The organism is Pseudomonas sp. NPDC089534 (genome assembly GCF_044749305.1).
Lineage (GTDB): Bacteria > Pseudomonadota > Gammaproteobacteria > Pseudomonadales > Pseudomonadaceae > Aquipseudomonas > Aquipseudomonas ekonensis.
Map to the genome: position 1 here is coordinate 1 of NZ_JBIVHR010000127.1, position 14,345 is coordinate 14,345.

General features: G+C 61.6%; 12 protein-coding genes, 2 tRNA genes and 1 pseudogene. 14 read left to right on the forward strand and 1 reads right to left on the reverse strand.

Annotated elements, in window-relative coordinates:
• The 4 genes from carA to ACIP0B_RS25925 all read left to right on the forward strand — a co-directional run.
• Window positions 1-1,023 (forward strand): glutamine-hydrolyzing carbamoyl-phosphate synthase small subunit (carA, locus tag ACIP0B_RS25910; RefSeq protein WP_400837441.1); only part of this gene is annotated, 1,023 nt, incomplete at its 5' end.
• Window positions 1,024-1,148: 125 nt separating this feature from the next.
• Window positions 1,149-4,370, forward strand: coding sequence for a carbamoyl-phosphate synthase large subunit (gene carB / locus ACIP0B_RS25915; RefSeq protein ID WP_400837444.1), 3,222 nt, complete (start codon window positions 1,149-1,151; stop codon window positions 4,368-4,370).
• Window positions 4,367-4,843, forward strand: a complete 477-nt coding sequence (greA, locus tag ACIP0B_RS25920; protein WP_085578431.1) for a transcription elongation factor GreA — start codon at window positions 4,367-4,369, stop codon at window positions 4,841-4,843. Before carB ends, greA begins: the two co-directional genes overlap by 4 nt.
• Window positions 4,821-5,270 carry an MFS transporter gene (locus ACIP0B_RS25925; protein ID WP_085578433.1) on the forward strand — a complete coding sequence of 150 codons (450 nt, stop codon included), beginning with the start codon at window positions 4,821-4,823 and terminating at the stop codon, window positions 5,268-5,270. The genes greA and ACIP0B_RS25925 overlap by 23 nt, the downstream gene beginning before the upstream one ends.
• A 12-nt stretch (window positions 5,271-5,282) precedes the next feature.
• Here the strand turns inward: ACIP0B_RS25925 and yhbY are convergent, their stop codons facing one another.
• A complete protein-coding gene (gene yhbY, locus ACIP0B_RS25930; RefSeq protein ID WP_400837448.1) occupies window positions 5,283-5,591 on the reverse strand; it encodes a ribosome assembly RNA-binding protein YhbY in 309 nt (102 codons plus the stop codon).
• 102 nt (window positions 5,592-5,693) lie between these two features.
• Between yhbY and rlmE the strand changes: the two genes are divergently transcribed.
• The 10 genes and pseudogenes from rlmE (at window position 5,694) to nusA (ending at window position 14,266) form a co-directional block, all read left to right on the forward strand.
• Entirely contained in the window at window positions 5,694-6,317 is a 624-nt protein-coding gene (gene rlmE, locus ACIP0B_RS25935; RefSeq protein ID WP_400837451.1) for a 23S rRNA (uridine(2552)-2'-O)-methyltransferase RlmE, read from the forward strand.
• Window positions 6,318-6,529: 212 nt separating this feature from the next.
• Window positions 6,530-8,434 (forward strand): ATP-dependent zinc metalloprotease FtsH, encoded by a 1,905-nt coding sequence (gene ftsH / locus ACIP0B_RS25940; protein ID WP_085578439.1) that lies wholly within the window; start codon window positions 6,530-6,532, stop codon window positions 8,432-8,434.
• A gap of 8 nt (window positions 8,435-8,442) precedes the next feature.
• Window positions 8,443-9,294, forward strand: a complete 852-nt coding sequence (folP, locus tag ACIP0B_RS25945) for a dihydropteroate synthase (protein WP_400837454.1) — start codon at window positions 8,443-8,445, stop codon at window positions 9,292-9,294.
• 16 nt (window positions 9,295-9,310) lie between these two features.
• Window positions 9,311-10,648, forward strand: a complete 1,338-nt coding sequence (glmM, locus tag ACIP0B_RS25950) for a phosphoglucosamine mutase (protein WP_400837457.1) — start codon at window positions 9,311-9,313, stop codon at window positions 10,646-10,648.
• A gap of 65 nt (window positions 10,649-10,713) precedes the next feature.
• Window positions 10,714-11,469, forward strand: coding sequence for a triose-phosphate isomerase (gene tpiA, locus ACIP0B_RS25955; RefSeq protein ID WP_400837460.1), 756 nt, complete (start codon window positions 10,714-10,716; stop codon window positions 11,467-11,469).
• A gap of 4 nt (window positions 11,470-11,473) precedes the next feature.
• A pseudogene (gene secG, locus ACIP0B_RS25960) lies at window positions 11,474-11,856 on the forward strand (preprotein translocase subunit SecG).
• A gap of 22 nt (window positions 11,857-11,878) precedes the next feature.
• Window positions 11,879-11,964, forward strand: a tRNA-Leu gene (locus tag ACIP0B_RS25965).
• A gap of 98 nt (window positions 11,965-12,062) precedes the next feature.
• Window positions 12,063-12,139 (forward strand) — tRNA-Met (locus tag ACIP0B_RS25970).
• 127 nt (window positions 12,140-12,266) lie between these two features.
• Window positions 12,267-12,725, forward strand: a complete 459-nt coding sequence (gene rimP / locus ACIP0B_RS25975) for a ribosome maturation factor RimP (protein WP_085578886.1) — start codon at window positions 12,267-12,269, stop codon at window positions 12,723-12,725.
• Between the two features lie 59 nt (window positions 12,726-12,784).
• On the forward strand, window positions 12,785-14,266 hold the full coding sequence (nusA, locus tag ACIP0B_RS25980; RefSeq protein WP_400837464.1) for a transcription termination factor NusA: 1,482 nt from the start codon (window positions 12,785-12,787) through the stop codon (window positions 14,264-14,266).
• Window positions 14,267-14,345 lie beyond the last annotated feature (79 nt).

Below are 14,345 nucleotides of genomic sequence, written 5' to 3' on the forward strand. Positions count from 1 at the left end.
TATCAGGAAATCCTTACCGATCCTTCCTACGCCCAACAGATCGTTACCCTGACCTACCCGCACATCGGCAACACCGGCACCACGCCGGAAGACGCCGAGTCCAACCGCGTCTGGTCGGCCGGCCTGGTCATCCGCGACCTGCCGCTGGTGGCGAGCAACTGGCGCAACACGATGTCCCTGTCCGATTACCTGAAGGCCAACAACGTCGTGGCCATCGCCGGCATCGACACCCGCCGCCTGACCCGCATCCTGCGTGAGAAAGGCGCGCAGAACGGCTGCATCATGGCCGGCGACAACATTTCCGAAGAGGCCGCCATCGCCGCCGCGCAAGGCTTCCCGGGCCTGAAGGGCATGGATCTGGCCAAGGTCGTCAGCACCAAGACCCAATACGAATGGCGCTCCACTGTCTGGGACCTGAAGACCGACAGCCACGCCACCCTCGAAGCCTCCGAGCTGCCTTACCACGTCGTCGCCTACGACTACGGCGTCAAGGTCAACATCCTGCGCATGCTGGTCGAGCGCGGCTGCCGCGTCACCGTGGTGCCGGCCCAGACCCCGGCCGCCGACGTGCTGGCCCTCAAGCCGGACGGCGTGTTCCTGTCCAACGGCCCTGGCGATCCGGAGCCGTGCGACTACGCGATCCAGGCGATCAAGGACGTGCTCGAAACCGAGATCCCGGTGTTCGGCATCTGCCTCGGCCATCAGCTGCTGGCCCTGGCCTCCGGCGCCAAGACCCTGAAGATGGGCCACGGCCACCACGGCGCCAACCACCCGGTGCAGGACCTGGACACCGGTGTCGTGATGATCACCAGCCAGAACCACGGCTTTGCGGTGGATGAGGCGACCCTGCCGGCCAACGTCCGTGCGATCCACAAATCGCTGTTCGACGGCACCCTGCAAGGCATCGAGCGCACCGACAAGAGCGCGTTCAGCTTCCAGGGCCACCCTGAAGCGAGCCCGGGCCCGAACGACGTGGCGCCACTGTTCGACCGCTTCATCAACGAGATGGCCAAGCGACGCTGAGCGTTCGCCTGAGACTGTAGCGAGAAGCCCTTCGAGGGCGGCCCCGCAACCGGCGGCCCCCTCGATACTTCAGAAATCGATCAGGACGGCTTGCCGACTGACCTGCGGATTTGAGTGACAAACCCATGCCAAAACGTACAGACATTAAAAGCATCCTGATTCTCGGCGCCGGCCCGATCGTGATCGGCCAGGCCTGCGAATTCGACTACTCCGGCGCCCAGGCCTGCAAGGCCCTGCGCGAAGAGGGTTACCGCGTCATCCTGGTGAACTCCAACCCGGCCACCATCATGACCGACCCGGCCATGGCCGACGCGACCTACATCGAGCCGATCAAGTGGCAGACCGTCGCCAAGATCATCGAGAAAGAGCGTCCGGACGCGCTGCTGCCGACCATGGGCGGCCAGACCGCTCTGAACTGCGCCCTGGACCTGGAGCGCGAAGGCGTCCTGGAGAAGTTCGGCGTTGAAATGATCGGCGCCAACGCCGACACCATCGACAAGGCCGAAGACCGTTCGCGCTTCGACAAGGCCATGAAGGCGATCGGCCTGGAGTGCCCGCGCTCCGGCATCGCCCACAGCATGGAAGAAGCCAACGCGGTGCTTGAGCGCCTGGGCTTCCCGTGCATCATCCGTCCGTCCTTCACCATGGGCGGCACCGGCGGCGGCATCGCCTACAACCGTGAAGAGTTCGAAGAAATCTGCGCCCGCGGCCTGGACCTGTCGCCGACCAAGGAACTGCTGATCGACGAATCCCTGATCGGCTGGAAAGAATATGAAATGGAAGTTGTCCGCGACAAAAAGGACAACTGCATCATCGTCTGCTCGATCGAGAACTTCGACCCGATGGGCGTGCACACCGGCGACTCGATCACCGTGGCCCCGGCCCAGACCCTGACCGACAAGGAATACCAGATCCTGCGCAACGCCTCCCTGGCGGTGCTGCGCGAGATCGGCGTCGAGACCGGCGGTTCCAACGTGCAGTTCGGCATCTGCCCGAACACCGGCCGCATGGTCGTGATCGAAATGAACCCGCGGGTGTCCCGTTCGTCGGCCCTGGCCTCGAAGGCCACCGGCTTCCCGATCGCCAAGGTCGCCGCCAAGCTGGCCGTCGGCTACACCCTCGACGAGCTGTCGAACGACATCACCGGCGGCAAGACTCCGGCGTCCTTCGAGCCGTCCATCGACTACGTCGTCACCAAGCTGCCGCGCTTCGCCTTCGAGAAGTTCGCCAAGGCCGACGCCCGCCTGACCACCCAGATGAAATCGGTGGGTGAAGTCATGGCCATCGGCCGTACCTTCCAGGAATCCCTGCAGAAAGCCCTGCGCGGCCTGGAAGTGGGCGTCTGCGGCCTGGACGAGAAGCTCGACCTGAGCAACCCGGAAAGCATGAGCGTCCTCAAGCGCGAACTGACCGTGCCGGGCGCCGAGCGCATCTGGTATGTGGCGGACGCGTTCCGTGCCGGCCTGACCGTCGAAGACATCTTCGGCATGAACATGATCGACCCGTGGTTCCTGGTGCAGATCGAAGACCTGGTCAAGGAAGAAGAGAAGGTCAAGACCCTCGGTCTGTCGGCCATCGACCGCGACCTGATGTTCCGCCTCAAGCGCAAGGGCTTCTCCGACCAGCGTCTGGCCAAGCTGCTGGGCGTCACCGAGAAGAACCTGCGCACCCACCGCCAGAAGCTGGAAGTGTTCCCGGTCTACAAGCGCGTCGACACCTGCGCCGCCGAGTTCGCCACCGACACCGCGTACCTGTACTCCACCTACGAGGAAGAGTGCGAAGCCGCGCCGTCCGGCCGCGACAAGATCATCATCCTCGGTGGCGGCCCGAACCGCATCGGTCAGGGCATCGAGTTCGACTACTGCTGCGTGCACGCGGCGCTGGCGCTGCGCGATGACGGCTACGAGACCATCATGGTCAACTGCAACCCGGAAACCGTCTCCACCGACTACGACACCTCCGACCGCCTGTACTTCGAGCCGGTGACCCTGGAAGACGTGCTGGAGATCGTCCGCGTCGAGAAGCCGAAAGGCGTGATCGTCCAGTACGGCGGCCAGACCCCGCTGAAGCTGGCCCGTGCCCTGGAAGCGGCCGGCGTGCCGATCATCGGCACCAGCCCTGACGCCATCGACCGCGCCGAAGACCGCGAGCGCTTCCAGCAGATGGTCGAGCGCCTGAACCTGCGCCAGCCGCCGAACGCCACCGTGCGCAGCGAAGACGAAGCCGTCCGCGCCGCCGCCAAGATCGGTTACCCGCTGGTGGTGCGTCCGTCCTACGTGCTGGGCGGCCGGGCGATGGAAATCGTCTACAAGGAAGAAGAGCTCAAGCGTTACCTGCGCGAAGCGGTGCAAGTGTCCAACGATAGCCCGGTGCTGCTGGACCACTTCCTCAACTGCGCCATCGAGATGGACGTGGATGCGGTCAGCGACGGCAAGGACGTCGTGATCGGCGCGATCATGCAGCACATCGAGCAGGCCGGCGTTCACTCCGGTGACTCCGCATGCTCGCTGCCGCCGTACTCGCTGCCGGCGCACATCCAGGACGAGATGCGCGAACAGGTCAAGAAAATGGCCCTGGAGCTGGGCGTGGTCGGTCTGATGAACGTGCAGCTGGCGCTGCAGGGCGAAGACATCTACGTCATCGAAGTGAACCCGCGCGCTTCCCGTACCGTGCCGTTCGTGTCCAAGTGCATCGGTGTTTCCCTGGCGATGATCGCGGCCCGCGTAATGGCCGGCAAGACCCTGAAGGAACTGGGTTTCACCAAGGAAATCATCCCGAACTTCTACAGCGTGAAAGAGGCGGTGTTCCCGTTCGCCAAGTTCCCTGGCGTCGACCCGATCCTCGGCCCTGAGATGAAGTCCACCGGTGAAGTCATGGGCGTCGGCGACACCTTCGGTGAAGCGTTCGCCAAGGCCCAGATGGGCGCCAGCGAAGTGCTGCCGACCGGCGGCACCGCGTTCATCAGCGTTCGCGACGACGACAAGCCGCTGGTGGCGGGTGTGGCCCGTGACCTGATCAGCCTGGGCTTCGAAGTGGTGGCCACCGCCGGCACCGCCAAGATGATCGAGGCCGCAGGCCTGAAAGTGCGCCGCGTGAACAAGGTGACCGAAGGTCGTCCGCACGTGGTCGACATGATCAAGAACGACGAAGTCACCCTGATCATCAACACCACCGAGGGTCGGCAGTCGATCGCTGATTCCTACTCCATCCGCCGCAATGCCCTGCAGCACAAGATCTACTGCACCACTACCATTGCTGCGGGCGAAGCCATTTGCGAAGCGCTGAAGTTCGGTCCCGAGAAGACCGTGCGCCGCTTGCAGGATCTACACGCAGGATTGAAGGCATGAACAAATACCCAATGACCGTCCGGGGCGCCAAGGCCCTGGAGGAAGAGCACACGTTCCTGAGCAAGGTCGAGCGTCCGCGCCTGAGCCAGGCCATCGGCGAGGCCCGTGAACTCGGCGACCTCAAGGAGAATGCCGAGTACCATGCCGCCCGTGAGGAGCAGGGCATGGTCGAGGCGCGGATCCGCGACATCGAAGGTCGTCTGCAGAACTCGGTGGTGATCGATGTCACCACCATCGCCCATACCGGCAAGGTGATTTTCGGCACCACCGTGGACCTGGAAAACACCGAGACCGGCGATCAGGTGACCTACCAGATCGTCGGCGAGGACGAAGCCGACATCAAGAAAGGCAGGCTCTCGGCGGCAGCGCCGATCGCCCGTGCGATCATCGGCAAGGAAGAAGGCGATACGGTCGTGGTCAAGACTCCGAGCGGCACGGTCGAGTACGAGATTGTCGAAGTCAAGCACATCTGACGCGATGTTCCGGGCCCCCACCCTTGAGGCCATCCTCTGGCAGCTGTCCCAGGTCTTCTGGGTCGGCGGCCTTTGGGTGTTTCATGTCGGATTGATTCCGGCGCTGAAGGTCAGCGGCCTGGCGCCGTTGCTGATCGACGATGTCGCGACGCAGATCGACCGCTGGTTGATCGGTGTGGCGGCGGTGGGAATGCTGGTTCAGTTGACGCTGCTGGCGAGGGTTGCCGGTGTCGCGGCATGGTGGCGGGTGTTCAGTGGCCGGGTGCTGCTGGTCGGCCTGGCTGCCTGCTTCGGCTATTACACGCTGCGCTACGGCGTGTCGGTCGATCAGCGCTGGCAGATGTACTGTTTCGTGGTGCTGGGGATCAGCGGCATCGTGCTGGTGGCCCAGTCCGTGCCGGTCAGGGTGCGCAAGCCGCACCGCTGACCGGGGCCACCGTCATTTGTAGCGGTGGATGTTCGACAGCTGCTTGTTCGGCTGCGGGTTCTTGCGGTACAGCAGCACCATCTTGCCGATGATCTGCACCTGCTCGGCGCGGCCGGCCTTGGCCAGCTCGTCCATGACGGTGCGACGGTCGTCGCGGTCTTCGAGCTTGACCTGCACCTTGATCAGTTCATGATCGGTCAACGCGCGCTCCAGCTCGGCGAGAACACCTTCGGTCAGGCCGTTGCCGGCCACCATCAGAACCGGCTTCAGGTCGTGACCAATGGATTTGAATTGTTTCTTCTGCTCGTTGCTGAGCGGCATAATCTGACCCTTTCGTCTGGATTCTGTAAAAATGGCGGCCATTTTACCCGAGGGCTCGTGGATCCGCCCGATAAATCACGACCCTTATCATCGAGGTGCCCAATGGCGCGTTCCAAGACAAGCCTTGGTTGGCTGAAAAGACATGTCAACGATCCCTATGTGAAGCAAGCGCAGAAGGATGGTTACCGCTCGCGTGCGAGCTACAAGCTCCTGGAGGTCCAGGAGAAGTACAAATTGATCCGCCCGGGCATGAGCGTCGTCGACCTGGGCGCCGCGCCCGGCGGCTGGTCGCAGGTCACCAGCCGGCTGATCGGCGGCCAGGGCCGCCTGATCGCCTCCGACATCCTGGAAATGGACAGCATCCCGGACGTGACCTTCATTCAGGGTGACTTCACCCAGGACGAAGTGCTCGCCCAGATCCTCGAGGCCGTGGGCAATTCGCAGGTGGACCTTGTGATTTCCGATATGGCCCCCAATATGAGTGGTACGCCTGCCGTGGACATGCCCAAGGCCATGTTTCTCTGCGAGCTTGCCCTTGATCTGGCGACGCGGATTCTCAAGCCTGGCGGCAATTTCCTGATCAAGATTTTCCAGGGTGAAGGGTTCGATGCTTACCTGAGGGACGCTCGTCAGAAATTCGACAAGGTCCAGATGATCAAGCCGGACTCTTCCCGCGACAGTTCCCGCGAGCAATACCTGCTGGCATGGGGCTATCGCGGCGAGTGACAGGCGTCAGGCTGGCGGCTTCGGAGGTCTCCTATAGTTTTTTGCAATAGGACACGGCTCCTGCCCTAGAGGAACATTGTGTAGTCTGGGTTTCACAAAGGGTTACAGACGGCGCCTGCAGTCGTGCGGGTAATGTAGTAAGTTAAGCCGGTGATTATCATGCGAGGCACGGCTGCGCCTGGCCTGCTTCAGAGGGTAGCGAATTGAACGATATGGCAAAGAACCTCATTTTGTGGTTGATCATCGCGGCGGTCCTGGTGACTGTGATGAACAACTTCTCCAGTCCGAACGAGCCGCAGACCCTCAACTATTCTGACTTCATCCAGCAGGTCAAGGACGGCAAGGTCGAGCGCGTGGCCGTCGACGGCTACGTGATCACCGGCAAGCGCAATGACGGCGACAGCTTCAAGACCATTCGTCCGGCGATCCAGGACAACGGCCTGATCGGCGATCTGGTCGACAATCACGTGGTGATCGAAGGCAAGCAGCCGGAGCAGCAAAGCATCTGGACCCAACTGCTGGTGGCCAGCTTCCCGATCCTGGTGATCATCGCGGTGTTCATGTTCTTCATGCGGCAGATGCAGGGTGGTGCCGGCGGCAAAGGCGGGCCCATGAGCTTCGGCAAGAGCAAGGCGCGCCTGCTTTCCGAAGACCAGGTGAAAACGACCCTGGCCGACGTAGCCGGCTGCGACGAGGCCAAGGAAGAGGTCGGCGAGCTCGTCGAGTTCCTCCGCGACCCGGGCAAGTTCCAGCGTCTGGGCGGCCGCATTCCTCGTGGCGTTCTGATGGTCGGCCCTCCGGGTACCGGTAAGACCCTGCTGGCCAAGGCGATCGCCGGCGAAGCCAAGGTGCCGTTCTTCACCATTTCCGGTTCCGATTTCGTCGAAATGTTCGTCGGTGTCGGCGCAAGCCGTGTCCGTGACATGTTCGAGCAGGCCAAGAAACACGCTCCTTGCATCATCTTCATCGATGAGATCGATGCCGTGGGTCGCCATCGTGGCGCCGGCATGGGGGGCGGCCACGACGAACGTGAGCAGACCCTCAACCAGTTGCTGGTCGAGATGGACGGCTTCGAAATGAATGACGGCATCATCGTCATCGCAGCGACCAACCGTCCTGACGTGCTTGACCCGGCGCTGCTGCGTCCGGGCCGTTTCGACCGCCAGGTGGTGGTCGGCCTGCCGGACATCCGTGGCCGTGAGCAGATCCTCAAGGTGCACATGCGCAAGGTGCCGGTGGGCGACGATGTCGCCCCGGCCGTCATCGCCCGCGGCACACCGGGTTTCTCTGGTGCCGACCTGGCCAACCTGGTCAACGAGGCTTCCCTGTTCGCAGCCCGTGCCGGCAAGCGCATCGTCGAGATGAAAGAGTTCGAGCTGGCGAAAGACAAGATCATGATGGGTGCCGAGCGCAAAACCATGGTCATGTCCGAGAAAGAGAAACAGAACACCGCTTACCACGAGGCCGGTCACGCTATCGTCGGTCGCGTCGTGCCTGAGCATGACCCGGTCTACAAGGTTTCGATCATCCCGCGTGGCCGTGCCCTGGGCGTGACCATGTTCCTGCCGGAAGAGGATCGCTACAGCCTGTCCAAGCGTGCGCTGATCAGCCAGATCTGCTCTCTGTACGGTGGCCGTATCGCCGAGGAGATGACTCTGGGCTTCGATGGCGTGACCACTGGCGCTTCCAACGACATCATGCGTGCAAGTCAGATTGCCCGGAACATGGTGACCAAGTGGGGGTTGTCGGAGAAGCTCGGCCCGCTGATGTATGCCGAAGAAGAGGGCGAAGTGTTCCTCGGGCGCGGCGGTGGCGGTCAGAACGCCAGCTTCTCCGGTGAGACAGCCAAGCTCATCGACTCCGAAGTGCGCAGCATCATTGATCAGTGCTACGGCACCGCCAAGCAGATCCTCACGGACAACCGTGACAAGCTGGACGCCATGGCCGATGCGCTGATGAAGTACGAGACGATCGATGCCGAACAGATCGACGACATCATGGCTGGGCGCGAGCCGCGTGAGCCTCGCGACTGGTCGGGCGGCACTGGCACACCACCTCCTGTGGTGCGCGATGAGCGTCCGGAGACTCCGATCGGCGGCCCGGCGGCTGACGTTTAAGGTTTGAAATGACTTCTGCACAGTCCCTGACCCGGTTGCCTTGCGGCAACCGGGTTCTTGATTTGGCCCGGACGCATGTCATGGGCATTCTCAATGTCACTCCCGATTCATTCTCCGATGGTGGCCGATACAGCCAACTCGACGTTGCGCTGCGCCATGCCGAGGCAATGGTGCTGGCGGGCGCGACGCTGATCGATGTCGGCGGCGAGTCGACCCGGCCCGGTGCCCGCGCGGTTTCTCCGTTGGAGGAGCTTGAGCGTGTGGCTCCGGTCGTGGAATTGATCGGCCGGGAGCTGGATGTGATCGTTTCGGTCGACACGTCGACCCCTGCGGTGATGCGCGAAACTGCGCGCCTCGGTGCCGGATTGATCAACGATGTCCGCTCGTTGCGCCGTGACGGCGCGCTGGATGCGGCGGCTGCCACGGGGTTGCCGGTGTGCCTGATGCACATGCTGGGCGAGCCTGGAGACATGCAGGACAATCCCCGGTATCAGGACGTCACCCGCGAGGTGGGCGAGTTTCTGGCGGAACGCATGTCGGAGTGCGCTGCGGTGGGGATTCCCGCCGAGCGGATCATTCTCGACCCCGGTTTCGGTTTCGCCAAAAACCTGCAGCACAATCTAAGCTTGTTCAAGCATATGGAATCCCTGCACAGGCTTGGACGGCCGCTGCTCGTCGGCGTGTCCCGCAAAAGCATGATCGGGCAGACCTTGAATCGCCCTGTGGATGAACGTTTGAGTGGTGGTCTGGCACTGGCGGCGCTGGCGTCGGTCAAAGGTGCGCGCATCTTGCGTGTCCATGACGTGGCGCAGACGGTGGATGTCGTGCGGATGATCGAAGCCGTGGAATCGGCCGACTAGGAATGATGGAGTACTTATGAGCAAGAAATACTTTGGCACCGACGGAATTCGCGGTCGTGTCGGTGAATATCCGATCACTCCAGACTTCATGCTCAAGCTCGGATGGGCCGCCGGCATGGCATTCCGCAAGATGGGCGCCTGCAAGGTGCTGGTCGGCAAGGACACCCGGATTTCGGGCTACATGTTCGAGTCGGCGCTTGAGGCCGGCCTGACGTCCGCCGGGGCCGATGTGATGCTGCTCGGGCCTATGCCGACCCCGGCCATCGCCTACCTGTCACGGACATTCCAGGCCGAGGCCGGGATCGTGATCAGCGCCTCGCACAATCCGCACGACGACAACGGCATCAAGTTCTTTTCGGGTAAAGGCACCAAGCTGCCGGATGAGCTGGAACTGATGATCGAGGAGCTGCTCGATACGCCGATGACCGTGGTCGAGTCGAGCAAGATCGGCAAGGTCTCGCGGATCAACGATGCCTCGGGTCGATACATCGAATTCTGCAAGAGCAGCGTGCCGACCGGAACCAGCTTTTCCGGCCTCAAGATCGTGATCGACTGCGCCCACGGCGCAACCTACAAGGTTGCGCCGAGCGTCTTCCGGGAGTTGGGCGCCGAGGTCGTGGTGCTGTCGGCCCAGCCCAATGGCCTGAACATCAACGACAACTGCGGCTCGACCCACATGGGGCCGCTGCAGGCTGCGGTGCTGGCCGAGCATGCCGACCTGGGCATCGCCTTCGACGGTGACGGTGACCGGGTCCAGATGGTGGATCACACTGGCGCAGTGGTCGATGGTGACGAGTTGCTGTTCATCATTGCGCGGGATCTGCATGAGCGCGGGAAGCTTCAGGGCGGTGTGGTCGGAACGCTGATGAGCAACCTCGGCCTCGAGCTGGCCCTGGCCGACCTGGGCATTCCGTTCGTGCGCGCCAACGTCGGCGACCGTTATGTCATCGCCGAGCTGCTGGAGCGCAACTGGCTCGTGGGTGGCGAGAATTCGGGGCATGTCGTGTGCTTCAACCACACCACCACCGGGGATGCGATCATTGCGGCGCTGCAGGTGCTGATGGCATTGAAGACCCGCAGCGAGGGGCTGGCCCAGACCCGTCAGGCGCTGCGCAAGTGTCCGCAGGTGCTGATCAACGTGCGCTTCGGCGGCGGCGAAAGCCCGCTCGAGCATCCGGCTGTCAAAGAGGCGAGTGCCCGTGTCACCCAGGCCATGGCCGGTCGCGGTCGTGTACTGCTGCGCAAGTCCGGGACAGAGCCTCTGGTGCGTGTCATGGTCGAAGGCGAGGACGAAATCCAGGTTCGCGGCTACGCCGAAGAGCTGGCAAAACTGGTGACTGAAGTTTCTGCATGATTCGGCTTGCCAGCCATGATTGTGTTGGGTAACATCTGCGCCCACTTTGACCGACGAGGTAAAGCATGCGTCGCCCTATGGTAGCTGGTAACTGGAAGATGCACGGTACCCGCGCCAGCGTCGCTGAGCTGATCAACGGCCTCCGTCATCTGGCTTTGCCGAGCGACATCGATGTCGCTGTTTTCCCGCCTTGCCTGTTCATCAATCAAGTGGTTGATGGCCTGGAAGGAAAATCGATTTCGGTCGGTGCGCAGAATGCTGCGGTGGAATCCAAGCAAGGTGCCTTGACGGGTGAGATCGCTCCGAGTCAGTTGGTGGATGCAGGTTGTTCCCTGGCGCTTGTCGGGCACTCCGAGCGTCGCCAGATTATGGGCGAGAGCGACGGAATGCTGATTCGCAAGTTCGCAGCGGCACAGTCCTGCGGTTTGATTCCGGTGCTCTGTGTAGGGGAAACCCTGGAGGAGCGTGAAGCCGGAAAGACTCTTGAGGTTGTCGGGCGTCAGCTGGACAGCATCATCGAAGAGTTGGGCGTAGGCGCCTTTGCGAAGGCGGTCATCGCTTATGAGCCGGTCTGGGCCATTGGTACCGGGCTGACTGCAACGCCGCAGCAGGCGCAGGATGTGCATAAAGCCATCCGTGAGCAATTGGCGGCAGAGAATCCTGAAGTGGCACAAGGTGTGCGGCTTCTGTACGGCGGCAGCGTGAAGGCGGCCAATGCGGCTGAACTGTTCGGCATGCCGGATATCGATGGGGGGCTCATTGGTGGAGCTTCCCTGAATGCAGATGAGTTCGGTGCGATTTGCCGCGCCGCGGGAAACTGAAAAAATGCTGGAAACAGTCGTAGTCGTTTTTCATCTGCTGGGTGCATTGGGCGTAGTTGCTCTGGTTTTGCTGCAGCAGGGTAAGGGAGCGGACGCTGGCGCGTCTTTCGGAGCGGTGCTTCAAATACTGTGTTCGGAAGCCAAGGTTCCTCTACCTTTCTTAGTAAGTTTACTGCTATACTCGCCGCCGGTTTCTTCATAACCAGCTTAGGGTTAGGATACTTTGCTAAAGAGAAGGCTCATCAGCTGACTCAAGCAGGCCTTCCAAATCCAGCGGTGTTGGAAGTTCCAAAGCAACAACCGGCTTCTGATGATGTCCCGGTGCTTCAAGAGCAAAAGTCGGCCAACTCGGCGACTGACGTACCTCCAGCTCAAGAGCAGAAGTAAGAAGGGTTTCAAACGTAGTTTTGCCGAGGTGGTGGAATTGGTAGACACGCAACCTTGAGGTGGTTGTGCCCATAGGGTGTAGGGGTTCGAGTCCCCTTCTCGGTACCAATTAGTCAGGAGAGCCCGCTGTTGCGGGCTTTCTTGCAGGTGGAAGGTTACATTGACCCTCGTTAGGGTTCGGTCGTATACTTTCGCCCCAGCTTTGTCGCGGGGTGGAGCAGTCTGGTAGCTCGTCGGGCTCATAACCCGAAGGTCGTCGGTTCAAATCCGGCCCCCGCAACCAGTTTAAGGAGCCCCTTTTTCAGGGGCTTTTTGTTAGCTGGACACTTTCAATGCCGCTATCGCGCGGCAATCTCATGGTGGGCTTTTTGCCCATTTTTTATTTGCACAGCATGCACGAGGGGGTTCAGGTGTCGAGCAAGCTAGAACAGTTGCAGGCCTTGTTGGCCCCGGTGGTCGAGGCTCTTGGCTATCAATGCTGGGGGATCGAATTCATCTCTCAAGGCAAACATTCGGTTTTGCGGATCTACATCGATAAAGAGGGCGGCATCCTGATCGACGACTGCACGGCAGTGAGTCATCAGGCCAGCGCGGTCCTCGATGTGGAAGACCCGATCAGCTCCGAATACACCCTTGAGGTGTCCTCTCCTGGCATGGATCGCCCGCTGTTCACTCTGGAACAGTTTGCTTCGCATGCCGGCGAACAAGTGAAGATCAAATTGCGTTCGCCTTTTGAAGGCCGGCGCAACTTTCAGGGCCTTCTGCGCGGAGTGGAAGAGCAGGATGTCGTGGTGCAGGTGGATGACCATGAGTTCCTGTTGCCGATCGATATGATCGACAAAGCCAACATTATTCCCAGTTTTGACTGAGACCTGCCAGATACTGCGGATCCCGCGGATCCAATGGCTTGCGAAAGGCGAGGCGTACGATGAGCAAAGAAGTACTGCTGGTTGTTGAGTCGGTATCCAATGAAAAGGGTGTACCGGCGGGCGTGATTTTTGAAGCGCTGGAGCTGGCTCTGGCCACTGCAACCAAAAAACGTTTTGAAGACGAAGTGGACCTGCGTGTGGAAATCAACCGCCACACCGGTTCCTACGAGACTTTCCGTCGCTGGACGGTGGTCGAGGAAGCCGATCTGGACGATCCGGCGATCGAGACCTGGCCAAGCAAGGTTGCCGAAACGCATCCGGGCGCCAAGGTCGGCGACGTCGTCGAAGAGAAGATCGAATCCATCGAGTTCGGCCGCATCGCTGCGCAGACCGCCAAGCAGGTCATCGTACAGAAGGTTCGTGAAGCCGAACGCGCCCAGGTCGTCGACGCCTACCGCGAGCGCCTGGGAGAGATCATCTCCGGCACCGTGAAGAAAGTGACCCGCGACAACGTGATCGTCGATCTGGGCAACAACGCTGAGGCGTTGCTGGCCCGTGAAGACATCATCTCCCGCGAGACCTTCCGGGTCGGCGTGCGTCTGCGTGCGCTGCTCAAGGAAATCCGCACCGAGAACCGCGGCCCGCAGCTGATCCTGTCGCGCACCGCGCCGGAAATGCTGATCGAGCTGTTCCGCATCGAAGTGCCGGAAATCGCCGAAGGCCTGATCGAAGTGATGGCCGCTTCCCGTGATCCGGGCTCGCGCGCCAAGATCGCGGTCCGCTCCAAGGACAAGCGCATCGACCCGCAGGGCGCGTGCATCGGTATGCGCGGTTCGCGCGTCCAGGCCGTTTCGGGCGAGTTGGGCGGCGAGCGCGTGGACATCGTCCTGTGGGACGACAACCCGGCGCAGTTCGTGATCAATGCCATGTCGCCAGCCGAAGTGGCGGCGATCATCGTTGATGAAGACGCCCATGCCATGGACATCGCCGTGGGTGCCGACAACCTGGCCCAGGCCATCGGCCGCGGCGGTCAGAACGTGCGTCTGGCCAGCCAACTGACCGGCTGGACCCTGAACGTGATGACCGAATCGGACATCCAGGCCAAGCAACAGGCAGAGACCGGCGACATCCTGCGCAACTTCATCGACGAGCTGGAAGTCGACGAAGAGCTGGCCCAGGTGCTGGTTGACGAAGGCTTCACCAGCCTGGAAGAGATTGCCTACGTACCGCTGGAAGAGATGCTCAACATCGACGGCTTTGACGAGGACATCGTCAATGAGCTTCGCGCTCGCGCCAAGGACCGGTTGTTGACCAAGGCCATCGCTACTGAGGAAAAGCTGGCAGACGCCCATCCGGCCGAAGACCTGCTCTCGCTTGAGGGCATGGACAAGGATCTGGCGGCGGAACTGGCGGTGCGCGGCGTAGTTAACCGCGAAGACCTGGCCGAGCAGTCGATTGACGACCTGCTCGACATCGACGGTATCGACGAAGAGCGTGCCGGCAAGTTGATCATGGCCGCCCGAGCCCACTGGTTCGAGTAATTAGGCGCGGCCTGAGGAGAGAAGTGCATGACGCAAGTCACGGTGAAACAACTGGCCGATGAGGTCAAAACACCGGTAG

What these genes read in the sequence shown, in the direction of transcription:
- glmM (WP_400837457.1), top strand. Translation starts at nt 9,311, where the DNA reads ATGAGCAAGAAATACTTTGGCACCGACGGAATTCGCGGTCGTGTCGGT.
- tpiA (WP_400837460.1), top strand. Translation starts at nt 10,714, where the DNA reads ATGCGTCGCCCTATGGTAGCTGGTAACTGGAAGATGCACGGTACCCGC.
- ftsH (WP_085578439.1), top strand. Translation starts at nt 6,530, where the DNA reads ATGGCAAAGAACCTCATTTTGTGGTTGATCATCGCGGCGGTCCTGGTG.
- greA (WP_085578431.1), top strand. Translation starts at nt 4,367, where the DNA reads ATGAACAAATACCCAATGACCGTCCGGGGCGCCAAGGCCCTGGAGGAA.
- rlmE (WP_400837451.1), top strand. Translation starts at nt 5,694, where the DNA reads ATGGCGCGTTCCAAGACAAGCCTTGGTTGGCTGAAAAGACATGTCAAC.
- nusA (WP_400837464.1), top strand. Translation starts at nt 12,785, where the DNA reads ATGAGCAAAGAAGTACTGCTGGTTGTTGAGTCGGTATCCAATGAAAAG.
- carB (WP_400837444.1), top strand. Translation starts at nt 1,149, where the DNA reads ATGCCAAAACGTACAGACATTAAAAGCATCCTGATTCTCGGCGCCGGC.
- folP (WP_400837454.1), top strand. Translation starts at nt 8,443, where the DNA reads ATGACTTCTGCACAGTCCCTGACCCGGTTGCCTTGCGGCAACCGGGTT.
- yhbY (WP_400837448.1), bottom strand. Translation starts at nt 5,591, where the DNA reads ATGCCGCTCAGCAACGAGCAGAAGAAACAATTCAAATCCATTGGTCAC.